Source organism: Kribbella sp. NPDC055071 (assembly GCF_053608045.1).
Map to the genome: position 1 here is coordinate 18,259 of NZ_JBSGUS010000009.1, position 23,584 is coordinate 41,842.

A 23,584-nucleotide genomic window follows, 5' to 3' on the forward strand; every position below is an offset into this window, starting at 1 on the left:
TGCTGATCGGCTGTCCAGCCCAGTGGCGTCAGGGGGTTTCTTGGGCGGCGAGGACTGCTTCGCCGTTCTGCTCGGCCCACTCGGTGAGCGAGCGGATCGGGCCCATCAGCGTGCGGCCCAGCTCGGTCAGGTCGTACTCGACGCGCGGTGGGACACCACCATGGTCGGTCCGCGTCACCAGGCCATTCGTCTGCAGGCGGCGCAGGGTCTGGGTCAGCACCTTCTTCGAGATGCCGCCGATCAGCTCGACCAGCTCGGAGTGCCGGCGCGGGTGGTCGTTGAGACCCCAGAGCACGACGACGGACCACTTGTCCGCGATCACCTCGACCGCAAGCCGAGCCGGGCAGTCGGACAGGAAGATGTCGCCAGGTTCCACACCGTACACAGCCGTCAGGGTACCCAGAGGTTCCCACGGCACTGGCTAGCGTCCTGCGCTATGAACGCCCTCCCCGAAAGCACCCACCGACTCTTCACCGAACCCAAGGACGTCACCGTAGTCACCATCGACCCCGACGGTTCGCCGCAAGCGTCGCTCGTCTGGGCCGAACGCGACGGCGACGAGATCCTCCTAGGCCTCCAACACCCCCACCGCAAAACCCGCAACCTCCGCCGCGACCCCCGAGTCACCCTCCTGATCCAGGACGACCAACTCAGCCCCCGAGGCATCACCCAATACCTGGTCCTGAGAGGCACCGCAAAACTAGAAGGCCCCAACATCCCCAAGGCCTACAAGTCCCTCATGGACCACCAATCCCGCCGCTACCTCAACCTCCCCGAATTCCCTTTCGGCGAAGGCATCTGGCACACCGGCATCATCGCCCACATAACCATCGACAGAATCACGGGCGAAGGCCCCTGGGCCCAGAGGTAGGTTCAACCGCCGAGCAGCTGGTAGTCGGTCCTGATGCGCATCAATTCACGTCGCGCATCGTCTCCGGTGGAGGCGACCACGAGAAGCCGATCGAAGAGCTGCTCGTACACACCCACGTCTTCGGGCGCATCCAGAACGCCCGAGGCGACCTCGGTCCCGACCGTCACCGCCGCAGAATCGAAGATGTGGAAAGCGTGAGTACAGAAGACGTCGACCGGCGTTGTCCAGGGGATCACTCCGAACCGAACGTTCGGACGTCTCGACGCGGCGATGATGGCGTCGAGTTGGTCGGTCATGACGTGGGGATTACCTGCCTGCCAACGCAACGCACCTTCGGTGACAAGCAGGACGAACTGTTTCGCCTCGTCGTCCAGGGCGTTGCTGCGATCACCCCGCGCGGCGACCGCGGCGTCCCGATCATCCTCCGCAAGTCCGTCACCGAAGACCAGCCGCGCATAGGTCTGGGTCTGAAGAATTCCGGGCACCATCGCGGGCTGGTAACTCCGTAGCAGTGTCGCCCTCGACTCCATCTGACCGATGTGCTGCTGGAGTCGAGCCGCACCACGGGTCAGCACAACTCTGGACAATCTGCTCTCGGACTTCAGTTCGGTCGCGAGTCCGATCAGGTTGTCGCGCTCGCCGGCCGGTACTCCGTAGATCTCGCACAACGTGCGAACGTCGTCCGGATCAGGCCGAAGCCTCCCGTTCTCGAGCTTGGAGATCTTCGACTGGCTGACACCGGCGCGAAGGGCAGCTTCGACACCACCGAGACCGGCGCGACGCCGAAGCGCACGCAGTTCGGTACCGAGGTCGCGAGTACCCGAGGTGTCGTCGGCAGCGCTCATGCTTGAGGGGGATTCTCCGGCTCTCGTTGGTTGGCCCGCCAGTACTCAGGATGGTTCTGCCACCAACTGGCGAAGGCACTGCTGGCGGCGAGGGCAGCGTCGCGGGTCCGACGGTAGGGTACGACGTCATCCGCGAGACTCGCCCCCAGGTAGCCGCCCCGCTCGTCGTAGTGCATGCGGAGAACCGTCTCGTCGTCCATCAGCCAGAAGTCCTCGAGCAACTCGACTTCGGAAGGCAGAGCACGCTCGGCCGTATCGAGGATGTGAATCTCCTCCCCCGCCTCCGAGTTCGGCACGTAGCCCCACTCGCACTCATAGCGAAGATAGTCGTTCAGCGGCGTGCGCAGGATGTGGACGCGATGCCGAAGCTTGCCTGCTGCCCGCTCCGTGCGAAGTGTCTCGAGCCACGGTCCTTTGCGGTCGGGGTCCGGTTCGGGCTCGCCGGACAGATAGCGCGCGAGGTCTCCCCCGTCCGAGTCGACCTGATAGCGATCGAGTGTCTCGAGGCGGAAGGCCGAGCGCTGAAAGCCGTCGAAAATGGCATCCACCTGATCCTCGGGCAACATCAACGGCTCGCCCAGATGCTCCGCGGAATGCGAACAACGCCCTCATCGGGTCCGGCCTTCGCCAGCACTTCGGCATCGTCTTCGACCACCGGGCCTACGACCTACACGACATCAGGGTCGGTCTCCCGAACCCAGGCGGCCGGACAGGTCTTGTTGTCCGGGCAGTCACCGGCGATCCGTACCAGCTTCGACATGTCGGCGTCCTCTCTGAGGCGGGATGGCACAGCCCAGCGTAGACCAAATGCCTAGTGCGATGGAATATCTAGTCCAAGACGTCTAGTTCATGCTTGATATTCCGACTACTAGATGGAATATTGCTACCATGAACAGCCGCCTGGCTCCAGTGGTCGGATACCTGCGGGAGTACCGGTCCATGACTCGCCATCAGCTTGCCCAGGCGGAGGAGCAACTCTCGGCGTGTGCCGAGAAAGAGGGATTTGTCTTGCGCAAAGTCTTCGTGGAGCGTTTGCACACCGATCCTGCGGCATTCGACGCGCTGATCAGATCGGTGCAGCGTCAGAAGATCGCGGCCGTCGTCGTACCGAACGAAGCTCATCTGAGCTCCGTCGGCCGCGATGAATCGAAGTTGGAGCGCTTGTATCGCCAAACCGACGCCCGGGCCATCGCCGTCGACGGCTCATTGCCCTGAGCCGGCAGCTCACCCAATGCCGGAGTCCTCAAGCGCCTACGCGGCTCCTCGATGGCCGAGGACTCCATTGTGCGCGGTGGGCGGGCGTACCGACCCCTGCGTCTGCGCCCGTCCGCCGAGACCAAACCGTTCCCGAAGTGATGGACGGACCGCGTGTGGGGTCGTCGGCGCGCGATGAGCGCGCAGGTGCGGGCGGTAGCCCGCAGGAAAGCTGGGTGGGCGGGCGCGCGCGTAGCGGTCGCGACGAAGGAGTGACTGCGTAGCACGCGGGGGGGAAGTTCAGATCACTATGTGCCAGCGGAGGAGGAAGGCTCCGATGGAGAGGATGAGGTAGAGGAGGACGAGGAGGGCGCCGATGCCTGGGCGGGGGCGGTGGCGGTGGGCGGGGGTGTTGGCCGCTTGGTGGCGGGTGGCTTCCATGGCGGCGGCGACCTCGGCGACGCGGTCCTTCGGGATGCCGTTGATTTCGCTTTCGTCCTGGCCCCGGACCAGTACGACGTTGTCGTCGCCGGGCTCGATCTTGTCGACGTCCTGCCAGGCGAGGCTGCGGATCAGCATGCTGGTGCGGGCCTTCAGCGCGGTCGGGTAGAGGACGACGCGGTAGAGCACGACACCGCCGGCGACGCGGACGACCGAGGCGCCGATGATCGTGAGCAGGCAGACGGCGAGGACGTCGCGGGCGCCCATCCAGAGCCAGGAGTTCAACGCCGGTACGGCGATGAACGGCACGACGAACAGTGCCCAGGCCCACCACGGGGCCCGGTCCAACGGCACCTGCCACGGCAGCTGCGGTAGCTCTTCCCGCTGCTGTGCAGGCGCTGTGGCCGGATCGACCGAACCATTTCCCATGGGCGGGACCATAGTCGACTCATCCCTTGATCACTGCAGGAAGCGCCAACAATAACGCCAGTCCGGCAAGAGGTGTTATTCGGCGGCCACTACTCGGCGGCGAGGTCGCGCGAACGGTTCCGGGCGGCCTCGATCGCGGACAGGAACGCGGCCCGGACCTTGTGGTCTTCCAGCTCGCGTACGGCGGCCGCCGTCGTACCGCCGGGTGAGGTCACCCGCTCGCGCAGGACCGTCGGGTGCTCACCGGTCTCCCGCAGCAGCTTGGCAGACCCGACCACGGTCTGTACGACGAGATCCGTGGCGGTGCTCCGCGGCAACCCCATGTGCACCCCGGCCTCGATCATCGCCTCGACGACGAAGAACAGGTACGCCGGACCCGACCCGGAAATCGCCGTGACAGCGTCCTGCTGCTTCTCCGGGACCCGAATCACCCGACCGGTCGCAGCCAGCAGCCCCTCGGCAAGCACGAGGTGGCTCTCGTCGCAGTGCGCACCTCGGGAGATGGCAGCCATCCCCTCGTCGACCAGGGCCGGCGTGTTCGGCATGACGCGTACGACGGCCACACCCTCGGGCAGCCGGGATTCGACGAAGCCAGTGGTGATCCCAGCGGCCAGCGAGACGACGGTCTGGGTCGGCCGGACCGCGGGAGCGATCTCCGCGAGCAGATCGGCCATGTCCTGCGGCTTCACGACCAGGACGAGCGTGTCGGCCTTGGCCGCCGCATCCACGTTGGACACGACGTCGACGCCGTACCGCTCGCGGAGCTCGGCGGCACGCTCCGGCCGGCGCTCGGTGATCAGGAGCTCCTCCGGTCGCCGTCCGCCCCTGATCAGGCCGGACAACAACGTCTCCCCCATCACCCCAGCGCCAAGGATGGCCACCTGTGTACTCATGGCCACAGGTTAGCCCTGGAGGGTCGGTCTACTTCTTGCTGATCAAGGAGCGGGCGAAGAACTGGAGGTTGGCGGGACGCTCGGCCAGGCGACGGACCAGGTAGCCGTACCAGTCGGCGCCGTACGGAATGTAGATGCGCACGGTGTGCCCGAGGCCGGCCAGGCGGAGCTGCTCGTCGGGGCGGATGCCGTAGAGCATCTGGTACTCGTAGCTGCCCGGCTGACGGTTGGCGCGGTCCGCGAGGGCGCCGGCGATCATGACCAGCCGCGGGTCGTGCGAGGCGATCATCGGGTAGCCGGCACCGTTCATCAGGATCTTCATGGCCCGGACGTACGCCTTGTCGACCTGGCGCTTCTCCTGGAACGCGACCGACTCCGGCTCCTTGTACGCACCCTTGCAGAGCCGCACCCGGGACCCGGCGTGCGCGAGGTCGCGGCAGTCGCCCTCGGTACGGCGCAAGTACGCCTGCAGCACCGCCCCGGTCTCCGGGAAGTCCTGCCGGAGCTCGCGCAGGATCCCCAGGGTCGAGTCCGTGGTGGTGTGATCCTCCATGTCGAGGGTGACCGTCGTACCGGCGTTGCGGGCGGCGTGGCAGATGGTCCGGGCGTTCTCCAGCGCGATCTTCTCGCCGTCACCGGGGAGGGCCTGGCCGACCGCGGAGAGCTTGACCGAGACCTCGGCGTTCTTGGTGAGGCCGGCCGCGGAGAGCTGCTTGAGGACATCGAGGTACGCGTCCGCGGTCGCCGTGGCCGCCGCCAGGTCCGTGACGTCCTCACCGAGGTGGTCGAGCGTGACGTTCAGGCCGCTGCTGACCAGCTTCTCGGTGGCCAGCACGGCTTCCGGGGTGGTCTCACCGGCGACGAACCGCGACACAATGCCGCTGGACACCGGGAGCGACGACACTGCCTTCTTGATCTGGGGGCTGCGGGACATGCCCAGCAGGACTCGCCGAAGCACTACTAATTCCTCCTCATCAACCCACCAGGCCCCGTATTTGCCAGTGGTGTCTGCAGGCTACGCGCCTGGGCCAGACGCTCCCTAATCCTGTGGCGGGGACCACACCACCGGTCCTAGTGGTGCGGTGCACGCACCTCTGGCCGGAGAGGATGGTCGTATGCCCATCTTCAAGCGTCGCAAGCGGACCGTCACGGAGGTCGATCCGATCGGCGCGTTCTGGTCCTGGTGGACGTCGTACGGCGCGGCCGAGGTGGCCGCGGCGATAGCCCGCCAGGAGCCGAGCGAGACGAGTACGGCGCTGAACGAGCGGATCGCGCTGATCCACCCGGATCTCGAGTGGGAGCTCGGGCCTGGTCTGACCGCGGAGCACGTACTGATCGTGACCGCGGCCGGGAATCCGGAGCAGCGCGCGACCGCCCGGCGCTGGCTCCGTGCAGCACCGCCGTCCGACCAGACCTGGGAGTACGCCGACCTGCGCCGGCCCGGACCCGCGTTCACGATCCGCTTCGACGGGCTCCCGCCGATCCCGGTCGACGAGGCCGTTGTCTCGGTCGAACCGGATTCTGCTTCGATCCATGTCGGCGTACACCATCCGACGTTCCCGTCGTTGCCGGTCGACGTGCAGCGGCGGGTGACGTTCCTGATCCTCGACCTGGTGCTGGGCGAGGAGATGGTGGAGACGTGGGTCGGCGCGATCGAGACGCTCACGGCCGCTCCTGACGACGCAGTAGCGATCGACGCGCTGCTGCCGGCCGTGGCCGGGTTCGCGGCCGAGCACACGCTCGAGGACGGCAGTCCGGCCTGGAAGATGCTCGAGGGCACCCGCGACGGCCACCGGCTGATCGCGACCGCCGAATACCCGCTCCGTTCGATCCGCCGACCACACCTGGACACCCACGTCGCTGTCTCGATCGGCTATCCCCTGGTCCGCGAGGACGGGCTGCCCGAATCCGAGATGCTCGACGAGCTCCGCCAGTTCGAGGACCATCTCACCGACCGCCTGGGCGGCTCCGGCCACCTGCTGGCCCACGAAACCTCGGCCGGCACCCGGGTCCTGCACTATTACACCGACGGAACCACCCCCGCCGGAGCCCAGCTCCAAGCCGCCACCACCGGCTGGCCCCACGGCAAAGTCACCGTAACCACCACCCCCGACCCCGCCTGGCACAACGTCTCCCACCTCTCCGGCTAGGGGCTTCCGCCCGACTTTGTGCACCCAGTCCGTACGGCGAGGCACGAGAAATACGGAGCCGGTGCACAAAGTGGGACCGGTGCAACCTGGGTGGGCCGGGGTTCCGTCTTGGGGGAGACATGGAGAGTGGAGGCGGGATGGCGGATCAGGACCGGGAGTACGCGGAGTTCGTCGCTGTGGCCAGTGAGTCGCTGCGGAGGACGGCGTACCTGGTGTCTGGGGACCGGCACAAGGCGGACGACATCGTCCAAGACGTGCTGTACAAGCTGTATCTGTCCTGGACGAAGATGCACAAGGTGGGGAACCAGTTCGCCTACGCGCGGCGGATGGTCGTGAACGCGGGGCACGACGGAGGCCGGCGGCCGTGGCGGCGGGAGGTTTCGACCGCCGACCTGCCCGAACGCGCCGACCGGAACGATTTCGCCGCCGGGCTCGCCGATCGGGACGAGGTGCTCGAGGCGCTCCGCAGACTGGGCCCACGGCAGCGCGCTTGCGTCGTACTGCGGTACTACGAGGACCTGTCCGTCGAGCAGACCGCCGAGATCCTCGGCTGCTCGGAGGGCACGGTGAAGAGCCAGGCATCCCGCGGCCTCGACACTCTCCGACAGGCCATCGACCGGACGCGCGAGCGGAGCCGGGCGCTATGAAGGAGACCGAGATGGACGACGTACGCGAGGTCGGCGCTGAGCTCCACCGCCTGGCCGAAGCCGAACCGCTGGACCCGTTCGACCCAGCAGAACTCATCACCCGTGGCAAACGCGGCCGCCGCCGCCGCCGGATCCTCACCGCGGGAGGAACGGTCGCAGTCGTGGCGGTGGTCGCCGTCGCGGCGAGCCTGCTGCCCAACCTGTCCGCCGCGGACAGCAAGCCGGCCGTCGCGGCGCCGAAGCCGCAGAATCCACAGAACCCGCAGAATCCGTTGTTCGAGCCGGTTCCCGGCGTACCCCACGGCGAGGACGGCGCCGACCAGCGGCTGGCGAAGGCAGAGGCCGACCGCCGTTGTGCGCTCCGGAACCCGGGAGTGAAGTCGCTGCTCATGGGCGGTGACGGGATGCGATCCGGACACGTCGCGGCGTACGACATCAAGGTTCCCCAGAACGTCGGCGCGTGCATCATCCCCGGCGGGGACAAGCCGACGGCGGCACTGATCACGGCCGCGGCCAAGGACCCGATGCCGAAGAGCACTGCCGACAAACTGCGGAACTGCTCGGTGCTCGCCTGGGTCGACGTCACCGACTGGCGGGTGGTGGCATCCGACCAGTCGACGACGCTGGGAAAGGCGGCCCTCGTGGCGATCTCGCCTTCCGGGCACAAGGTTGTCGAGTGCGAACTGTCTGCGGCCAAGGAATCGGACCCATTCGACACCGCCACGACGTTCGCGACCCTCACCGGTCTCGACAACGGGGACCCGGTGCTCGATCCATCGGACAAGTCCGTCCGGACGGACATGCACTCCGCGGGCGGCGGTGCCGGCGGGAGCTGTACCAAGGGCATCTGCACGGGGTACGGGATGATCGGCTGGGGCCGGGTCAAGTCGGAGGCCGCAACGACGGTCCGGATCCGGATCGCATCCAGCCCGGCGTATTCAGTTCCGGTCGGTGAGGGCGGATGGTTCGCGTACACCTGGTTCACCACGGCGTCGTACAAGATCAACGAGCGGTCGAAGGTCGCCGCGTACGACAAGAACGGGAAGGTCGTCAAGAACTTCTGATGACGAGGGCAGGAGGGGTGCCGGCCGGGCACCCCTCCGGCTACGCGGTACGACGCTTCAGCGTCGCGGCGCCCAGGCCGAGGGCGGCGAGGATGAAGGCGAGGACTACCAGGGCGTCGCCCCCGGTGCCGGTGGTGAAGCCGTTGCCTTGGGCAACTCCTAGGACGGCGTCCACGGCGTAGGACAGCGGGAGTACGTCGCTGATCGCATGTAGGACCGTGGGGAGCTGGTCGCGCGGGACGAGCAGGCCGCAGAGCAGGATCTGCGGGATCATCACCGCCGGCATCATCTGCACGGCCTGGAACTCGGTGGCCGCGAACGCGCTGGCGAACAGGCCCAGCGCCGTACCGAGAACACCGTCGAGGACCGCGACGACCCCGAGCTGCCACGCGGGACCCTGGATGTCGAGATCCAAAGCGGACAAGGCGATCGAGACCACCACGACGGCCTGAACGACCGCGATCAGGGCGAAGGCGAGCGCGTAGCCGAGCAGGAAATCGAGCTTGCCCATCGGCATCGTGAACAGCCGCGACAGCGTGCCGCTCGACCGTTCCCGCAGGGTCGCGACCGACGTGACCACGAACATGATGATCGACGGGAAGACCGCGAGCAGCGGCCCACCGACCCGGTCGAACACCATCGGGGAGTCCTCGAACATCCACCACATCAGGGTGACCAGCAACGTCGGCAGTACGACGAGCATCGCGACCGTCCGGTGGTCACGCCGCAACTGGGCAAGAACCCGAGCGGCCACGGCGAACGTAACGCGCGGATTCATCGGGCCTGCGCCTTTCGGTCGATCAACGTCAGGAAAGCTTGTTCGAGGTCGTCGGTGTCGGCCGAGGCGAGCAGTGCGTCGGGCGTCTCGTCGGCGAGCAGGTCGCCGTCGCGCATGAGCAGGAGGCGGTCGCACCGCGAGGCCTCGTCCATCACGTGACTGGAGACGAGCAGCGTCGCGCCAGCGTCCGCCAGCGAGTGGAAGAGCTCCCACAGATCCCGCCGCAGCACCGGATCAAGCCCAACGGTCGGCTCGTCCAGCACGAGCAACTCCGGATCCCCGAGCAACGCGGCAGCGAGCGACGCCCGGGACCGTTGACCCCCGGAGAGCCGATCCACCCGAGCATCGGCATGCGTCCCCAGATCGACGGCCGAGATCACCCGATCCACATCGGACGACGCGACGCCGAGCACAGCGGCGAAGAAGCGAAGGTTCTCCGTGACGGTCAGATCCCCATACACACTGGGCTCCTGGGTCACGTACCCGATCCGCCCACGCAGCTTGGGCGCGCCCGCCGGTAGACCCAGAACGGAAATGTCGCCGGTGACGTTGGCCTGCAGACCGACGATCGACCGGATCAAGGTCGTCTTGCCGCATCCGGACGGCCCCAGCAGCCCGGTCACAGTGCGAGTCTTGAGGTCGAAACCGACCCCGTGCAGGACTTCCCGGTCGCCGCGGACCACCACGACCTCCCGGCAACTCACCGCGTTTTTCATCATGCGATGAATTTAGCTCAGCCGGAGCACACCCACAAGAGCTCAGATCACCGCAAACCCGGTCGACTCACTCAGGCCGGCCAGCCAAGGATCGCCGTACCGCTGCCGTAGTGCTGCGAACGTCGCCACCTTGTCGGATCCCCACCGCGCCGCGATGGCCGCGTACGTGTCGCCCGAGACGAACACCGGTGGCGTCCGCTTGCTGTGGAACTTGTCCGCATACATGACCAGCTCCTCCTCCCCAGTCGCAGGCACGTAGTCGTCGACCGGGATAGGCAGCGACTGTCGCCGTACGTCGTCGCGCGTGATCCCGACGCCCGTGTGCCGGGAGCAGAACCGGGCGAGCGTCTCCGAAAACCCCAACCCGGTAAGGAGTTCATGACCCAGTACGCCGTGCCGCACGTACCCAGCCGTGTCGAGTGCACCGGCCGCGTCGTACAGGCGGTAGACCCCGATGTCATGCAGCAGCGCGCCCGCCCGGACCAGATCGGTGTCGAGATCGACCTCGTCGAAGAACTGCGAGGCGATGTCGCAGACGAGCACACAATGCGGATACACCGACTCGAAGGCGGCACGCGTCGGAGCCTGATCGCGATGCAGGGCTTCGAGTTCGCGGTCGGTCGGGACGTGCATCAACCCAGCAGATGGAGCTGCAGAACCGGAGCCAGCCGATCGATCAGCGTCTGGGTATCGACGGACGCGATCGGCTCGAGATCGACCAGGTAGCGCGCGATCGCGACCCCGATCAACTGTGTCGCAACCAGCGCGACGCGCAGGTGGGCGTCCGGCCCGGGCAGAGCGCGTGAGACCGGCTGCAGGATCATCTGGGTGATGCCCTCGCGGATCACCCGGGCGACCTCGTCGCTGGTGACGATGCTACGGAAGACCGCCTTCATCCGCTCCTGTCCGTCGGCCGATTCCCAGATGCCGAGGAATACGGTGGCGATCCGCCGGCCGAGCTCGTCGAGCGGCCCGTCGAGGACACTCGCGGCGATCTGGCGTGGGTCGATCGGAAGCGCCATCGATTCGATGAACAGCTCGTCCTTGCTGGCGAAATAGTGGTGCACGAGCGCGGCGTCCACGCCGGCCTCGCGGGCGACCGCGCGGATCGAGGTGGCCGTGAATCCCTTCTCCGCAAAGGATGCGCGAGCGGCCTTCATGATCTCGCCGCGGGTGTCCGGTCCACCGGGTCGCCGCCCGACCCCGCGCCGGGCACCAGAAGCGGTCATGGCGTCAGTTCCGAGATCTCACCCTCGGGCGTGACCGCGAACGACGTACGACGGGTGCGGGCGAAGTGCTTGCGGGTGAACTCGAGCGACTCGACCAGGTCGACCTCGCGCTCGGACCGGCTGGTTGCACGCCGGGTGTTGATCTCGATGATGATGTGCCCGCGGAAGTCCTGGTTCGCCAGACCTTCGAGCAGATCGGCGGCACGCTGGGTCCCGCGGCCGGGCACGAGGTGCTCGTCCTTCGCGGAACCGCTGCCGTCGGTCAGGTGGACGTGGGCGAGACGCCGGCCCATCGAGGCGGCGAGATCGACGCAGTCCTGCTCGGCCGTCGAGGCGTGCGACAGGTCGAGCGTCATGTGCGCGTAGTCCTGCTCGCTCGGGTCCCAGCTCGGTGCGTACGCCTGCAGGTCGCGCCCGGGCGCGCGCCACGGATACATGTTCTCGACCGCCATGGTCACGCCGGTCTCGGCCTCGATCCGGGCGATCCCCTCGACGAACCCGCGCGCGTAGTCCCGCTGCCAGCGGAACGGCGGATGCACCACGACCACCTCGGCGCCGAGCTCCTGTGCGGCCTCGGCGCTGCGCTCGAGCTTGCTCCACGGATCCGTCCCCCAGACGCGCTGCATGATCAGCAGCGTCGGAGCATGCAGCGCCAGCACGGGCAGTTGGTGGTAGTCGATCAGCCGCTGGATCGCGTCCATCTGGGTGCTCAGTGGGTCGATCCCGATCATCACCTCGACACCGTCGTACCCGAGCCGGGCGGCCAGCTCGAATCCACTCGCGGTCGACTCGGGGTACACGGAGGCGGTGGACAGGCCGATCCGCGCGGTCTTGCTGGTGTTCATCGGGAGCCTATCGGGGTTGCAACTGGTCGAGCTGGGACAGAATGACGCCTTCACGCAGCGCCCACGGACACACCTCGAGTGCGGTGAGGTCGAACAGGTCCAGCACCGCGTCCGCGACCAGCGCGCCCGCGAGCAGCTGCGACGACCGGCCGACCGACACTCCGGGGAGCTCGGCCCGCTCGGCCGCGGACATCTTCGTCAGCTTCGGCATCCACTCGGCCAGGCCGTCGCGGCTCAGCACGCGCGGCACGTAGGGCCCGTCGTCGGACGGCGCCGCGCCGGTGATCCGCGCCAGCGAGCGGAACGTCTTGCTGGTGGCGACCGCGCGCTGCGGCTTCCCCGCACGCAACACCGGGCCGGCCACCGCAGCCATCTCGATCCGGATCCGCCGCCGCAGTGCCCTGACCTCGTCGCGGTCCGGCGGGTCGGTGGTCAGCCCCTCGCGGGTCAGTCGGCCGGCACCCAGCGGTACCGACACCGCAACCGTCGGTTCCTCGTCCGAACCGGCCGCGATCTCGAGCGAACCACCACCGATGTCGAAGACCGCGAGTCTGCCGGAGGACCAGCCGAACCAGCGTCGTACGGCGAGGAACGTCAACCGAGCCTCGTCCTCGCCGCTGAGCACCTGCAGGTCGACCTCGGTCTCGGCCCGGACCCGGTCCAGGACGCGGTCGCCGTTCGGTGCCTCCCGCAGTGCGGAGGTGGCGAACGCGAGCACCGACTCGCAGCCCTTGTCCTCGGCCAGCACGGCCGCTTCCTTGATGAACGCGACCAGCCCGTCGGCGCCGGACTTCTCGATCTTGCCGTCCTTGTCCAGGTGCTCGGCCAGCCGTAACTCGGTCTTGTGCGAGTACGCCGGAAGCGGCGGGGCACCGCGATGCGCGTCCACCACGAGCAGGTGAACAGTGTTGGATCCCACATCGAGTACGCCGAGCCGCATACCCTCACGCTACTGGACGGACGGACTAGTGAGCTTTTCGCCGGGTCGAAACCGGGCGGTCGTGCACCGATGCGCGGTCGGGGCGCGTACGCTTTCCGGGTGCCTGAGGTTTCTCTCGATTTTCCCCGCGCGTGGGTCGAGTTCGTCGATCCCGACGACCCCGAACAGGTCTTCCGCTGCGACGTGACCTGGCTGACGTCCAACTGGACCTGCATCTTCGGCGGTGGTTGCAAGGGCATCTACAAGGGCCGGCCGAACGACGGCTGCTGCACCCTCGGCGCGCACTTCTCCGATGACGACGACGAGAAGCGGGTCAAGTCGTACGTCAAGGACCTGACCAAGGACGACTGGCAGTTCCGCAAGGAAGGCCGCAAGAACGGCTGGGTGGAGACCGACGACGAGGGCGACCGCAAGACGCGCGTCTGGGACGGCGCCTGCATCTTCCTGAACCGACCGGACTTCCCCGGTGGCGGCGGCTGCGCGCTGCACGGGCTGGCACTCAAGCGTGGCGTGCACTTCGTCGAGACCAAGCCGGACGTCTGCTGGCAGCTGCCGATCCGCCGGACGTTCCGCGAGGTCGAGCGCCCGGACGGTACGACGTACACCGAGGTCGGCATTGGTGAGTACGACCGGCGCGGCTGGGGACCGGGTGGTCACGACCTCGACTGGTACTGCACCGGCAACACCGAGGCCCACATTGCCGTCGAGGCCGTCTTCGAGTCGAGCAAGGTCGAGCTGCAGACCCTGATGGGCCTGAAGGCGTACGACGTACTCGCGGACCTGTGCCGCCAGCACCTGGAAGCCGCCCGCCCGCTGCTGCCGCACCCAGCCTCCAAAGTGGTCACCCGACACCCCTGAAGCCGCGGTTGTCGGTGGGTGAGGACACAATGACTGGCATGCGTCTGGATCATCTGTCGTACGCGTGCGGTCCTGAAGGTTGCCGGGCCACCGTGGAGAGGTTGTCCACGCTGCTCGGTGCCGACTTCGTCGACGGCGGGGTGCACCCGCGGTTCGGCACGGTCAACCACATCCTCCCGCTGGAGAACGACCGCTACATCGAGGTGGTCGACGTGCTCGATCACCCGGCCTCCGACAAGGCACCGTTCGGTCAGGCGGTCCGCGCCCGCAAGGAGCTCGGCGGCGGCTGGCTCGGCTGGGTGGTCGCGGTCCGGGACATGGCCCGGATCGAGCAGCGGCTCGGCCGGCAGTCGGTCCCCGGCAACAGGCACCGGCCGGACGGGGTGAACCTGACGTGGCGCCAGATCGGCGTGAAAGGCCTGATCGCCGACCCCCAACTGCCGTTCTTCGTGCACTGGGACGATCTGAGCGAGCACCCGTCGATCGGCGGCAAGGGCGTCAAGCTGACCGCGCTCGAGATCGCCGGCGACCCGAACCGCGTCACCGACTGGATCGGCCACCCGGCCGACCACCTCCTCGACGACCTCGACGTCGGCTGGGTCGGCCCGAACGGCCAGCCCGGCCTGGTCGCCGCCGTCTTCGACACCCCGAACGGCATCGTCCGCCTCTGAGGTCGCGCCGGTCGTCGGTGCAGGCGCTTCGGTACGGGTGAAGTACGGGCAGCGACGCGTTGGTGATGGTTCGTAGGGTCCGGGTCTTGTCCTGAAGACACAAGATTCGGAGAGAAACCATGCGTGCTAGGAAGCGTGGGCTGCTTGCTGCCCTCACCCTGATCCTGACCGCGGTGCCGCTCGCCGTGGCGACAAGCGTGCCGGCGCAGGCGGCGTACGAAGAATGCAACCTGGGCAGTTGGCTTCACCTCGGCGCCGGCGAATACGTGAAGGTTCCGGCCCGCACGGGCAACGGGATGTACTGCTACATGGGCTATCAACAGGGTTCCGATACCGCGGTCGCGTCACTCCAGACTGCCATCGAGCTGTGCTACCCAGGCACCCCTGCCGACGACTACATCCAGAACAGCGGTGGGGTCGACGGCATTTACGGCACGGGCACCGTCAGTGCGGTCCGCTGGCTACAGGCCAACCGTCTCGGCTTCACGGGCAGCGACGTGGACGGCGCCTACGGGCCGGCCACCCGCGGCGCGATGAAGTGGCCGGTCTTCAGCAAGCTCAGCTCCGGGGCCTACCTCTTCCAGCACTGCAAGAACCCGAGCCAGGTCTGACATGCGTGCTACGAAGCGCGGACTGCTCGCTGCCCGCACCCTGGTCCTGACCGCGGTCCCACTCACCGTACTGACAAGCTCGCCGGCCCAGGCGGCGTACGAACAGTGCAACTCGGCCATCTGGCGCTACGCCGGTGGCGTCGGCGAGAGCCAGTACACGAAGGTCCCAGCTCGGACGACCAACGGAATGTACTGCTACATGGGTAAGGGCCAGGGGTCCAAGGCGGCTGTCATGGCACTGCAGGACGCCATCATGAGTTGCTACTGGGACACCCCTGCCTACGGCTACATCGCGCGCAGCGGTGGGGTCGACGGACTCTATGGCGAAGGCACCGCCAAGGCCGTCCTCTGGTTGCAGATCCACGAGTTCGGCTTCAAGGGCAGCGACAGGGACGGCGTGTACGGGCCCGCCACCCGGATGGCCATGATGTGGAGGATGTTCTCCAAGAATTCCTCGGGGGACTACATCCCTATCTGGGAGTGCAAGAACCCGAACGAGATCTGAGGCGTCGAGCGGCCGGTCGGCGTTCTGACCGGCCGCTCGGAACGTCGGACCCGCGGTAGCGGGTAGGGTGCTGCGTGTGACCGGTAGGCCGCAGCAGAGGGCTGAGGTCGATATCGGTGGGTTGCTGCGGCGCCTCCGGCAGGACGGCGGCCGCACTCAGCGCGAGCTCGCAGAGCTGGCCGGCGTCAGTACCGGGGCGATCCGTGATCTGGAACAGGGCCGGAGCCGTCGCCCGAAGCCGGAATCCATCGAGGCCATCGCCGCCGCCCTTGCCCTGAGCAACGAGGACACCGAGAGACTCCGGGCTGCGGCGAAGGCCGGTCAAGCGCCCATCACCTCGCCCGCGGCCGCAGCTGGGCCGCTGCGCATCCGTGTCCTCGGCCCGATCGAGGTCTGGCACGGAGAGGTCTTCGTTCCCATCGGCGCCGGTCCACAACGCCTTTTGCTGGCCAGGCTGGCGTTCGGCGCCGGTACGACGGTCGGTCAGGGCGAACTGATCGATCTCCTGTGGCCGGACGACGTTCCCCACAACGCGGCAAACCTCTTGCAGACACGCGTCGCCAGGTTGCGGCGCGTACTCGCGACGGGCAGTCCGGCCACTGAGGTGATCATCGGCAGTCCGTCCGGCTACCGGCTGGCTGTCGACGCCGACAGCCTTGATCTGCTGACGTTCCGCGCTCTCACGATCCGAGCGATGCAGGACGATCCCGAGGCTGCGTCGGCCACACTGTCCCAGGCCGTCGAGCTGTGGCGCGGGACAACCGATGTAGAGCAGATCGACACCAGTCCGCTCTACGTCGCGATCTCGAACGAGTACGCCGCCGCCGTCCGGACCTTCGCCACAGTGGCACGCGACATCGGTCAGCCGGAGCAGGCATTGAGCGCGTTGCGAGACCTGACTGGGCGGCACGAGCTCGACGAGCCGTTGCACGTCGAGCTGATCCAGACCCTGGCAGCCGCGGACCGACAGGCCGAGGCCCTCGCAACGTACGACCGGGTCCGGTCGGCACTCGCCAACCAGCTCGGCATCGACCCGGGCGAAGGGCTCCGCATTGCGCACCTCGATGTGCTCCGGCAGACCGCTTCGGCGCGACCAGGACGAGCGGTCGTTCAGCAGACGCCATCCGCGCCGCCGGATTTCATCGGGCGCGCGGACGAGCTCGCGACGATCTGTACGGCGCTCGCCCAGCCCGGTGCACTCTCCTCCCGGACGGTCCTGATCAACGGTATCGCCGGGGTCGGCAAGACCGCCTTGGCCCTGGCTACCGCGCATCGTCTCCGCGCGCAGTATCCGGACGGTCAGCTGTACGCCGACCTGCGCGGCGCCGACGCGAGTACCCCTGAACCGCTCCAGATCCTCGGCCGTTTTCTTCGCGCGCTCGGCGTACCCGGACGGCGGATCGGAACCGAGGCAGCCGAAGCGGCCGCGCTACTGCGCAGCGAACTCGCCGATCGCCGGATGCTGATCGTGCTCGACAACGCACAGGATGCGACCCAGATCCGACCGCTGCTGCCAGGTGCCGGGCGCAGCGACGTACTCGTTACCTGTCGACGACGGCTGCCGGACCTGCCGACCGCCTGTGTCGTGAACCTCGAGCCTCTCCCGCACGAGGACGCGGTCCAACTGATCACAGCCACTGCCGGAACCCGACGGCTCGATGGCGACCGGGCGGGTGTGAGCGCCCTCGCGGAAGCCTGCGCCCGACTACCCCTCGCACTGCGCATCGCCGCCGCACGGCTCGCTACCCGGCGGCAGTGGACTGTTGCCGATCTGGCCCACCGGCTGGAGGACGGCAACAAGAGACTGACCGAGCTCAGCCTGGGCGAGTCCAGTGTGCTCAGCAGCTTCGACCTGAGCTACGCAGACCTGAGCTCCGACGCCCGGCGCGCGTTCCGGCTGTGCAGCCTGCACCCCGGCGACGACTTCAGTGCCGAGAGCGCGGGAGTCCTGCTCGGGATCCCGACGACCGCGGCCGATCGGATCCTGGAAGTCCTGCTCGAGGCGAACATGCTGCTCCAGCACACGAAGAACCGCTTTCGGTTCCACGATCTGCTCGGCCTCTACGCGCGCCGGCTGCTCGCCGAGGATGCCGAGGGCACCGCCGCGCGAACCCGGTTGTACGCCTGGTACGTCGAGGCGGTCACGGCCGCGATGGATCTCGTGCACCCACAACTCGTGCGGCTCGGCACCCATCCCGCGCCGGGCACCTTCTTCGGGTCACGGGCAGACGCGCTCGATTGGCTCGACGAGGAAGTCCCCGCTCTCCTGGCGGTCGTGAAGATCGCGGCCGGCTCCGACGACCGGTCGCTCTGCTGGCGGATCGTCGACCAGCTCCGGGGATACTTCCTGCTCCGCAGGGATGCCGACGGCTGGCTACCGGCGGCACAGGCCGGACTGGCGGCTGCCGAAGCGGCCGGGGACGATGCCGCCCGGGTCGCGATGCTGATCAACCGCAGCCAGGCCGTCGGAGCCATCGGACGGGACGACGAAGCCCTGTCCGACGGTCTGACCGGCCACGCTCTCGCGGTAGCCATCGGCCAACGCACAGCCGCTGCCTACCTGGCCCACGTGATCGGATGGCTGCAACTGTTGCGGGGCGAACTCGCCGATGCCGACCGGTGGATCCGGCGCGCGCTCGAGCTGACCGAGGACGACCGGCATGACCACCTTCGCGCCATCGTGCTCAACAGTCTCGGGATGACCCGGCTGTATCAGGGTGAACTCCAAGAGGCAGCCGACCTGTTCGGCTCCGCTCTGCAGATCAGCGATACCGGGCCCGAGCTGACGACGCTCACGATCCGGGGGAATCTGGCGAGCGCCGTCCGTCAGTTGGGTGCAACTGACCAGGCCGCCGGCCTGCTGAACGACGTACTGGATGCCTACCATTGCCGTTCCTACCTTCGCGGCGAGCTTTCCACGCTGGACGAGTTGGCCAGGTTGTACGCCCAGCGCGGGGATGGCCCGGCCGCACTGCAAGCGGCCCTGCGCGCCCACGAGCTCGCGATCGCTGTCCGCGACCCGAAAGCCAAGGCTCAGACAGCCTCGACGGTTGCGTCGGCACACCTCGCGCTCGGCGACGCGCCCGCCGCCGTCGAGTGGGTCGAGACCTGCCTGGGGATTGCGCGGGAGACCTACCCCTACCTCGAGGCCGAGGCACTGATCACGCTCTCCGGGGCTCGACGTGCGATCGGCGAACCGGCGGCCGCGATCGCTGCCGCCGAGCAGGCCGCAGCGATCGCCGCTGCCTGCGGATTCCGTCTTCTGGGCGAACAGGCCGCAATGAACCGCTAGTGGATGTTCTCGAGGTCGGCCAGGGAGGTCTCGAGGTGGGTGAGTAGGCGCTGCAGGTGCGGGACGGTCCGGCGACAGCCGATCAGGCCGAAGTGCAGGTGGTGGTCGTAGCTGGTGACGCTGATGTTCAGCGCCTGACCGTTGAGCACGATGCTCGCGGGATACATGCCGAGCAGACGGGACCGGTTCCAGTACAGCGGACTCTCGGACGGCCCCGGCACGTTCGAGATGACGAGGTTGTACGGCGGCGTCGTACGGCCGGCCACTCCCGGCAGGATCGCGGCGGGACCGGCCACGCCGAAGCCCAGGGCGCCGATCAGCAGTTGCTGCAAGGGACTGAGCTCGGACAACACGCCCTTGGCGTAGGTGGTCGAGGCCATGATGCGGCGGATCCGGTCCTCCGGGTCCGCCTCGTCGGTGGCGAGGTCCGCGATCAGTGTGCTGAGCGCGTTGCCACCACCGGGCGCATCGGTCTCACCCCGCAGCGAGACCGGGACCATGGCCGTCAGCGCCTTGTCCGGAAGGGCGTCCAGCTCGAGCAGGTAGTTGCGTAAGGCGCCCGAACACATCGCGAGCATGACGTCGTTCAGCGTCGCGCCCGTGATGGCGCGGACCTTCTCCAGCCGCTCCAGCGGCCAGGACTGCGCCGCAAATCGCCGGGCTCCGCTGATCCCTTGATTGAAGACAGTCTTGGGCGCCTGAAAAGCCCCGGGCTGGTGCAACAGGTTCTTCACGGCCACCGGCGTCAGTCCGGCCAGATCGGCCAGCACCCGGCCGACCCCACCGACTGCATGCGTCGCGCCGCCGATCGCGTGCACGGGCACGCGACCGATCGCCGCCAGCAGTTCCGCGGCCGTGGGTACTCCGCCATTCCCGACGACCGGCTCGGCACGCTCGGGAGCAGGCAGCGCATAGGTTGCCGGCATCCCGGATCGGGTCGGATCGGTGGTGAGGGTATCGGCCATCCAGCGCAGTGCGGTGACGCCGTCGAGCATCGAGTGGTGCACCTTGGTGTAGATGGCGAACCGGCGTCCTTCGACGCCTTCGATCAGGTGCATCTCCCACAACGGTCTGTGCCTATCCAGCAGCGTTCCGTGCAGGCGGCTGGTCAGCTCGAAGAGCTCACGGAACCGTCCGGGACGCGCCAACGCCGACAACCGGACGTGATACTCCAGGTCGATCTCGTTGTCCTGTTCCCAGGACCAATAGCCGAGATCGAGCGCCCGGTTCCGCACGCGCCGGGCGAAGACGGGATTCACCGCCGGCGCCTCGATCATCTCGTGGTAGAGCCGGGACAGGTAATCGCGGGAACTCTCCGGAAAAACGTTGTCGCGTCCGGCCCCTTCGGGCAATTCGAACAGCATCAATCCGCCGACGTGCATGGGCTGTTCCCGGGCTTCCCCACCCAAGAACATCGCATCCAGCGGCCCAACTGCGGTCATTCGGCCTCCGCTTCCCGGACTCGAATCCCGACGCCCTATCGTTCGTCAGTGCGACCCGGCCCGTCTACCCCTGCACAACAGCATTCACCGAGTTTGGTTATCGCCTCAGCAGCTGAAGTGACAACTATCGGACACCGACTCCCGCGGATTCGCGGATGGCGACCGGAATGATGACGTGGCGGGGCGGAGCGGCGTACGGCCTGGGGCTGGTGATTCGGCGCAGCAGGAGCTCCATTGCCCGGCGCGCCATCTCCTCCGACGGGAGGACAGCTTCGACGCCGGCGAGGCGTGACGGACCCGAGTCATCCATGCAGGCCAGCTCGACCTCGGTGCCGAGCGTCACGAGGTCGTCGGCGGCCTGGGCGAGCACGTATCCGTTCGCACCCAGCAGCACGCTCGGCGGCTCGGCAGAACGCAGCAGGCCCGACAACATTTCCAGCCGCGGCTTGTCGGCCAGCGGCTCGTACGGCCGAAGGACGGTGAGATCGGGTCTGATCGGCAGCTCGTAGTCCGACAGCGCCCGGACGTGACCCGCCTGCCGCTCGACCACACTCGTGCACTCGGTCTCGCCCCAGAGGGTGGCGATCCGCTCATGACCGCGCTCGATCAGGTGGGCAGTGAGCCGGTAGGCCAGCTCGTTGTTGTCGGCGACCACTGCATCGGTCGGTACGTCGGGCCGGTACCGGTCGATCATCACGAGCGGCACCCGGCGCCGCCGTACCTCGGTCAGAGCTTCCTGATGGAGCTGGCCCTGGACCGGGTACAGCATGATGCCGCGGACACCCTGGTCGAGGGCGCGATGCAGCGCGACCTCCTCGCGCTCGGCGGACTCGGCAGAGTTCGACAGGACCAGCTGATAGCCCTGCTCGGCGCAGATCGCCTCGGCGGTGATCAGGATGTTCGCCAGGTGACTGCCACGCAGGCCGTGCAGACCGTTCACGATGCAGGCAACCGCTCCACCGATCTGATGCTCGCGCTCGGCGACGAACGTGCCCTGACCGCGGCGGCGCACCAGCACCCCCGCGGCGACGAGATCGTTGAGCGCCCGGACCGCGGTGATCGTGCTGACCCCGAACCGCTCACACACTTCCCGCTGCGTCACGAAGGGGACCGCCGGGTCGAACCCGCCCGCCTCGATCTCCGCGGTCAGCGCCTGCTTGATCTGCTCGTACAGCGGCACACTCTCACCCCCATCTCGCGCACCGTCACCATTGACATACTAAATGCGATTGATATATCAAACAAGAACCCGGCGGGCGCCCTCCCCCGACGGCCCGCCACCCGACCCCCAAGGGGTGACCATCCAGTGCACAACGCCCACAGCACTCGGCGCACACTCTCCCAGCTGCTCAGCTGCGCCCTCCTCGTCACCGTTCCATCCGTTGCCTTAAGCAACCAAGCCCACGCCGAAACTCAGCGCACCGAGGCGGTCCAGGCCGTCGGTGCCACCCTCCCGTTCGCCACCCTCGAGGCCGAGTCCGGCACCCTCGGCGGCACCGCCACGATCCGCCGGTTCACGCCAGGCATGACGGTCCCGACCAGCGCGACCCTCGAGCTCGAGGCCTCCGGTTACGCCTTCGCCGAGCTCAAGACCACCGGCGATTCGGTCGCGATCAAGAACACGACCACGATCACCGCCAACACCCTCGTCGTTCGCGCCTCGTTGCCGGACGCACCCAACGGCGGCGGGATCACCGCGCCGATCAACCTCTACGTGAACGGCGTTCTCCGCCAGGCCATCACGCTCAGCTCGACGCAGTCCTGGAACTACCGCAACTCCACGACGAACCCCGACGATCCGCACGGTGGCGGCCAGGCGATCTTCATGTACAACGAGTTCCCGGTGTGGGTGACTGGTGCACCCATAGCTCCGGGCAGCACCATCTCGCTGCGCAAGGACACGAACAGTACGGCGCCGTCGTACGCGATCGACTCCGTCGACCTGGAGAACGTCGCGCCCGCCAAGGCCCAGCCGGCCAACTCCCTGTCGGTGGTCTCGTACGGCGCTGACCCGACCACCGTGAACGACTCGACGACCGCGATCCAGAACACCGCCGACGCCGCCCGCACGCAGGGCAAGACGGTCTGGATTCCGCCGGGCAAGTATCTGACCAACAGCGTGTCGCCGACCGCCTCGCTGAACTTCACCGGCGTGAAGGTCCAGGGCGCCGGCATGTGGCACTCGATCCTCTACCGGCGCGTGCCGTTGTCACCGCCGCCGACCAGCTGGCGATCGCAGATCACGGTCGGCTCCGGTACTACAGTCGCGGACCTGCAGGTCGTGGCCAATGCGATCTACCGGGGTATCGGCGGCGGTGGCGGTGACGACTACGGCTTCAACGCCGGCGGTGCGGGCGGCTGGCTGCTCGACCGGGTGTGGACTCGGCACACCGACGCCAACTGGCTGTCCGGCACGAATGGCGTCGTACAGAACAGCCGGACTGGTGACACCTACGGCGACGGCTTCAACGCCAACAACGGCAACACCCCGAACCCGGACAAGCTCGGCCACAACCTGACCATCCAGAACAGCTTCGCGCGTGGGACCGGTGACGACGCGTTCGCGACGTACTCGGATGCCGGTGCGAGTGGGACGAACGGCCAGATGGTCGGCACCAAGATCCTGAACAACACCGCGGTCGCGCCGTACTGGGCGAACGGCATCCGGATCGCCGGCGGCCGGGACGTCGAGGTCCGCAACAACCTCGTCAACAGCGTGTCGTCGAACAACGCTATGGACGTCAGCGTCTTCGGCGACTCCGGGAACCCACTCGAGTCGGCCACCATCACCGGAAACACCCTGATCGGTGGCGGCGGATGGAACGGCGTCCGCACCGGCGTGCACATCGGTTCGCCCAGTCCGACGTCCAGATTCCCGAACGCCTACACGAACTTCACCATGAGCAACAACCTCGTCCGTGGCTCGCTGCGGTCCGGTGTGATGATCGACAAGACCTTCATCAAGGGATCCATGACCGACACCACGATCGACGGCCCGGCCAACCAGGGCACGCTGATCGTCGGCGGAGTCACGGGCACCGGCACGTTCACCCGGACGACGGTCCGCAACCTGCGCCCGGGTCAGGTCGCGTTCGAGAACCAGTCCCCGACCACCTTCACCACAACCATCAACTGACCACATCTCTGGGGTGGTTCGGGTATC

At 67.6% G+C, this 23,584-nt stretch carries 25 protein-coding genes; 11 read left to right on the forward strand and 14 right to left on the reverse strand.

The window, feature by feature from the left end; translation table 11 throughout:
- Window positions 1-28 precede the first annotated feature (28 nt).
- Window positions 29-385 (reverse strand): winged helix-turn-helix transcriptional regulator, encoded by a 357-nt coding sequence (locus ACWF4Z_RS16525; RefSeq protein ID WP_452243896.1) that lies wholly within the window; start codon window positions 383-385, stop codon window positions 29-31.
- 51 nt (window positions 386-436) lie between these two features.
- Here ACWF4Z_RS16525 and ACWF4Z_RS16530 point away from each other — a divergent pair, with 51 nt between their 5' ends.
- The gene (locus ACWF4Z_RS16530) at window positions 437-871 is read left to right on the forward strand and encodes a pyridoxamine 5'-phosphate oxidase family protein (RefSeq protein ID WP_452243897.1); all 435 of its coding nucleotides are present in this window, start codon (window positions 437-439) and stop codon (window positions 869-871) included.
- 2 nt (window positions 872-873) lie between these two features.
- Here the strand turns inward: ACWF4Z_RS16530 and ACWF4Z_RS16535 are convergent, their stop codons facing one another.
- Together ACWF4Z_RS16535 and ACWF4Z_RS16540 are read right to left on the reverse strand one after the other, a co-directional pair.
- Window positions 874-1,716, reverse strand: coding sequence for a helix-turn-helix domain-containing protein (locus ACWF4Z_RS16535; RefSeq protein ID WP_452243898.1), 843 nt, complete (start codon window positions 1,714-1,716; stop codon window positions 874-876).
- Window positions 1,713-2,282 carry a DUF6879 family protein gene (locus ACWF4Z_RS16540; protein ID WP_452243899.1) on the reverse strand — a complete coding sequence of 190 codons (570 nt, stop codon included), beginning with the start codon at window positions 2,280-2,282 and terminating at the stop codon, window positions 1,713-1,715. The genes ACWF4Z_RS16535 and ACWF4Z_RS16540 overlap by 4 nt, the downstream gene beginning before the upstream one ends.
- Before the next feature lie 322 nt (window positions 2,283-2,604).
- Here ACWF4Z_RS16540 and ACWF4Z_RS16545 point away from each other — a divergent pair, with 322 nt between their 5' ends.
- Window positions 2,605-2,931: a hypothetical protein gene (locus tag ACWF4Z_RS16545; protein WP_452243900.1), complete on the forward strand. Its 327-nt coding sequence runs from the start codon at window positions 2,605-2,607 to the stop codon at window positions 2,929-2,931.
- A 279-nt stretch (window positions 2,932-3,210) separates the two neighbouring features.
- On the opposite strand, the gene ACWF4Z_RS16550 is transcribed toward ACWF4Z_RS16545, so the two are convergent.
- From ACWF4Z_RS16550 to ACWF4Z_RS16560, 3 genes are all read right to left on the reverse strand, one after another.
- Window positions 3,211-3,780 carry a hypothetical protein gene (locus ACWF4Z_RS16550; RefSeq protein ID WP_452243901.1) on the reverse strand — a complete coding sequence of 190 codons (570 nt, stop codon included), beginning with the start codon at window positions 3,778-3,780 and terminating at the stop codon, window positions 3,211-3,213.
- An 89-nt stretch (window positions 3,781-3,869) separates the two neighbouring features.
- Window positions 3,870-4,673 carry a pyrroline-5-carboxylate reductase gene (proC, locus tag ACWF4Z_RS16555; RefSeq protein ID WP_452243902.1) on the reverse strand — a complete coding sequence of 268 codons (804 nt, stop codon included), beginning with the start codon at window positions 4,671-4,673 and terminating at the stop codon, window positions 3,870-3,872.
- A gap of 28 nt (window positions 4,674-4,701) precedes the next feature.
- Window positions 4,702-5,631 (reverse strand): proline dehydrogenase family protein, encoded by a 930-nt coding sequence (locus tag ACWF4Z_RS16560; protein WP_452243903.1) that lies wholly within the window; start codon window positions 5,629-5,631, stop codon window positions 4,702-4,704.
- A gap of 157 nt (window positions 5,632-5,788) precedes the next feature.
- Between ACWF4Z_RS16560 and ACWF4Z_RS16565 the strand changes: the two genes are divergently transcribed.
- The 3 genes from ACWF4Z_RS16565 to ACWF4Z_RS16575 all read left to right on the forward strand — a co-directional run bounded on the left by ACWF4Z_RS16565 (window position 5,789) and on the right by ACWF4Z_RS16575 (window position 8,534).
- Window positions 5,789-6,823 carry a DUF695 domain-containing protein gene (locus ACWF4Z_RS16565; RefSeq protein WP_452243904.1) on the forward strand — a complete coding sequence of 345 codons (1,035 nt, stop codon included), beginning with the start codon at window positions 5,789-5,791 and terminating at the stop codon, window positions 6,821-6,823.
- A gap of 137 nt (window positions 6,824-6,960) precedes the next feature.
- Entirely contained in the window at window positions 6,961-7,470 is a 510-nt protein-coding gene (locus ACWF4Z_RS16570) for a SigE family RNA polymerase sigma factor (protein WP_452243905.1), read from the forward strand.
- A complete protein-coding gene (locus tag ACWF4Z_RS16575) occupies window positions 7,467-8,534 on the forward strand; it encodes a hypothetical protein (protein ID WP_452243906.1) in 1,068 nt (355 codons plus the stop codon). Before ACWF4Z_RS16570 ends, ACWF4Z_RS16575 begins: the two co-directional genes overlap by 4 nt.
- 40 nt (window positions 8,535-8,574) lie before the next feature.
- On the opposite strand, the gene ACWF4Z_RS16580 is transcribed toward ACWF4Z_RS16575, so the two are convergent.
- From ACWF4Z_RS16580 to ACWF4Z_RS16605, 6 genes are read right to left on the reverse strand one after another with little or no spacing between them, the layout of a single operon-like run.
- On the reverse strand, window positions 8,575-9,312 hold the full coding sequence (locus ACWF4Z_RS16580) for an ABC transporter permease (RefSeq protein WP_452243907.1): 738 nt from the start codon (window positions 9,310-9,312) through the stop codon (window positions 8,575-8,577).
- Complete coding sequence (locus ACWF4Z_RS16585; RefSeq protein ID WP_452243908.1) at window positions 9,309-10,031, reverse strand: ABC transporter ATP-binding protein; 723 nt, start codon at window positions 10,029-10,031, stop codon at window positions 9,309-9,311. The genes ACWF4Z_RS16580 and ACWF4Z_RS16585 overlap by 4 nt, the downstream gene beginning before the upstream one ends.
- Window positions 10,032-10,070: 39 nt before the next feature.
- Window positions 10,071-10,661 (reverse strand): HDIG domain-containing metalloprotein, encoded by a 591-nt coding sequence (locus ACWF4Z_RS16590; RefSeq protein ID WP_452243909.1) that lies wholly within the window; start codon window positions 10,659-10,661, stop codon window positions 10,071-10,073.
- Window positions 10,661-11,257, reverse strand: coding sequence for a TetR/AcrR family transcriptional regulator (locus ACWF4Z_RS16595; protein WP_452243910.1), 597 nt, complete (start codon window positions 11,255-11,257; stop codon window positions 10,661-10,663). The genes ACWF4Z_RS16590 and ACWF4Z_RS16595 overlap by 1 nt, the downstream gene beginning before the upstream one ends.
- Window positions 11,254-12,102, reverse strand: a complete 849-nt coding sequence (locus tag ACWF4Z_RS16600) for a sugar phosphate isomerase/epimerase family protein (RefSeq protein WP_452243911.1) — start codon at window positions 12,100-12,102, stop codon at window positions 11,254-11,256. Before ACWF4Z_RS16600 ends, ACWF4Z_RS16595 begins: the two co-directional genes overlap by 4 nt.
- Window positions 12,103-12,109: 7 nt before the next feature.
- Window positions 12,110-13,042 (reverse strand): Ppx/GppA phosphatase family protein, encoded by a 933-nt coding sequence (locus tag ACWF4Z_RS16605; protein ID WP_452243912.1) that lies wholly within the window; start codon window positions 13,040-13,042, stop codon window positions 12,110-12,112.
- A 99-nt stretch (window positions 13,043-13,141) separates the two neighbouring features.
- On the opposite strand from ACWF4Z_RS16605, the gene ACWF4Z_RS16610 reads away from it, so the two are divergent.
- From ACWF4Z_RS16610 to ACWF4Z_RS16630, 5 genes are all read left to right on the forward strand, one after another.
- On the forward strand, window positions 13,142-13,900 hold the full coding sequence (locus tag ACWF4Z_RS16610) for a hypothetical protein (RefSeq protein WP_452243913.1): 759 nt from the start codon (window positions 13,142-13,144) through the stop codon (window positions 13,898-13,900).
- Between the two features lie 38 nt (window positions 13,901-13,938).
- On the forward strand, window positions 13,939-14,571 hold the full coding sequence (locus tag ACWF4Z_RS16615; protein ID WP_452243914.1) for a VOC family protein: 633 nt from the start codon (window positions 13,939-13,941) through the stop codon (window positions 14,569-14,571).
- A gap of 119 nt (window positions 14,572-14,690) precedes the next feature.
- Window positions 14,691-15,182: a peptidoglycan-binding domain-containing protein gene (locus ACWF4Z_RS16620; RefSeq protein WP_452243915.1), complete on the forward strand. Its 492-nt coding sequence runs from the start codon at window positions 14,691-14,693 to the stop codon at window positions 15,180-15,182.
- A gap of 1 nt (window position 15,183) precedes the next feature.
- On the forward strand, window positions 15,184-15,687 hold the full coding sequence (locus ACWF4Z_RS16625) for a peptidoglycan-binding domain-containing protein (RefSeq protein ID WP_452243916.1): 504 nt from the start codon (window positions 15,184-15,186) through the stop codon (window positions 15,685-15,687).
- Between the two features lie 76 nt (window positions 15,688-15,763).
- Window positions 15,764-18,979 carry a BTAD domain-containing putative transcriptional regulator gene (locus ACWF4Z_RS16630; protein WP_452243917.1) on the forward strand — a complete coding sequence of 1,072 codons (3,216 nt, stop codon included), beginning with the start codon at window positions 15,764-15,766 and terminating at the stop codon, window positions 18,977-18,979.
- On the opposite strand, the gene ACWF4Z_RS16635 is transcribed toward ACWF4Z_RS16630, so the two are convergent.
- Both ACWF4Z_RS16635 and ACWF4Z_RS16640 read right to left on the reverse strand, forming a co-directional pair.
- Window positions 18,976-20,421 (reverse strand): WS/DGAT/MGAT family O-acyltransferase, encoded by a 1,446-nt coding sequence (locus ACWF4Z_RS16635; RefSeq protein ID WP_452243918.1) that lies wholly within the window; start codon window positions 20,419-20,421, stop codon window positions 18,976-18,978. The two genes, ACWF4Z_RS16630 and ACWF4Z_RS16635, sit on opposite strands and share 4 nt — an antisense overlap.
- Window positions 20,422-20,545: 124 nt before the next feature.
- Window positions 20,546-21,601 (reverse strand): LacI family DNA-binding transcriptional regulator, encoded by a 1,056-nt coding sequence (locus tag ACWF4Z_RS16640; protein WP_452243919.1) that lies wholly within the window; start codon window positions 21,599-21,601, stop codon window positions 20,546-20,548.
- A 126-nt stretch (window positions 21,602-21,727) separates the two neighbouring features.
- On the opposite strand from ACWF4Z_RS16640, the gene ACWF4Z_RS16645 reads away from it, so the two are divergent.
- Complete coding sequence (locus ACWF4Z_RS16645; RefSeq protein WP_452243920.1) at window positions 21,728-23,557, forward strand: glycosyl hydrolase family 28-related protein; 1,830 nt, start codon at window positions 21,728-21,730, stop codon at window positions 23,555-23,557.
- Window positions 23,558-23,584: the final 27 nt, after the last annotated feature.

Excerpts from the sequence above, each read along its gene's own strand:
- ACWF4Z_RS16625 (WP_452243916.1), top strand. The coding sequence starts at position 15,184 with ATGCGTGCTACGAAGCGCGGACTGCTCGCTGCCCGCACCCTGGTCCTG.
- ACWF4Z_RS16545 (WP_452243900.1), top strand. The coding sequence starts at position 2,605 with ATGAACAGCCGCCTGGCTCCAGTGGTCGGATACCTGCGGGAGTACCGG.
- ACWF4Z_RS16540 (WP_452243899.1), bottom strand. The coding sequence starts at position 2,282 with ATGTTGCCCGAGGATCAGGTGGATGCCATTTTCGACGGCTTTCAGCGC.
- ACWF4Z_RS16635 (WP_452243918.1), bottom strand. The coding sequence starts at position 20,421 with ATGACCGCAGTTGGGCCGCTGGATGCGATGTTCTTGGGTGGGGAAGCC.
- ACWF4Z_RS16600 (WP_452243911.1), bottom strand. The coding sequence starts at position 12,102 with ATGAACACCAGCAAGACCGCGCGGATCGGCCTGTCCACCGCCTCCGTG.
- ACWF4Z_RS16585 (WP_452243908.1), bottom strand. The coding sequence starts at position 10,031 with ATGATGAAAAACGCGGTGAGTTGCCGGGAGGTCGTGGTGGTCCGCGGC.
- ACWF4Z_RS16580 (WP_452243907.1), bottom strand. The coding sequence starts at position 9,312 with ATGAATCCGCGCGTTACGTTCGCCGTGGCCGCTCGGGTTCTTGCCCAG.
- ACWF4Z_RS16595 (WP_452243910.1), bottom strand. The coding sequence starts at position 11,257 with ATGACCGCTTCTGGTGCCCGGCGCGGGGTCGGGCGGCGACCCGGTGGA.
- ACWF4Z_RS16620 (WP_452243915.1), top strand. The coding sequence starts at position 14,691 with ATGCGTGCTAGGAAGCGTGGGCTGCTTGCTGCCCTCACCCTGATCCTG.
- ACWF4Z_RS16575 (WP_452243906.1), top strand. The coding sequence starts at position 7,467 with ATGAAGGAGACCGAGATGGACGACGTACGCGAGGTCGGCGCTGAGCTC.
- ACWF4Z_RS16615 (WP_452243914.1), top strand. The coding sequence starts at position 13,939 with ATGCGTCTGGATCATCTGTCGTACGCGTGCGGTCCTGAAGGTTGCCGG.
- ACWF4Z_RS16535 (WP_452243898.1), bottom strand. The coding sequence starts at position 1,716 with ATGAGCGCTGCCGACGACACCTCGGGTACTCGCGACCTCGGTACCGAA.
- ACWF4Z_RS16570 (WP_452243905.1), top strand. The coding sequence starts at position 6,961 with ATGGCGGATCAGGACCGGGAGTACGCGGAGTTCGTCGCTGTGGCCAGT.
- ACWF4Z_RS16550 (WP_452243901.1), bottom strand. The coding sequence starts at position 3,780 with ATGGGAAATGGTTCGGTCGATCCGGCCACAGCGCCTGCACAGCAGCGG.
- ACWF4Z_RS16565 (WP_452243904.1), top strand. The coding sequence starts at position 5,789 with ATGCCCATCTTCAAGCGTCGCAAGCGGACCGTCACGGAGGTCGATCCG.
- proC (WP_452243902.1), bottom strand. The coding sequence starts at position 4,673 with ATGAGTACACAGGTGGCCATCCTTGGCGCTGGGGTGATGGGGGAGACG.
- ACWF4Z_RS16605 (WP_452243912.1), bottom strand. The coding sequence starts at position 13,042 with ATGCGGCTCGGCGTACTCGATGTGGGATCCAACACTGTTCACCTGCTC.
- ACWF4Z_RS16590 (WP_452243909.1), bottom strand. The coding sequence starts at position 10,661 with ATGCACGTCCCGACCGACCGCGAACTCGAAGCCCTGCATCGCGATCAG.
- ACWF4Z_RS16530 (WP_452243897.1), top strand. The coding sequence starts at position 437 with ATGAACGCCCTCCCCGAAAGCACCCACCGACTCTTCACCGAACCCAAG.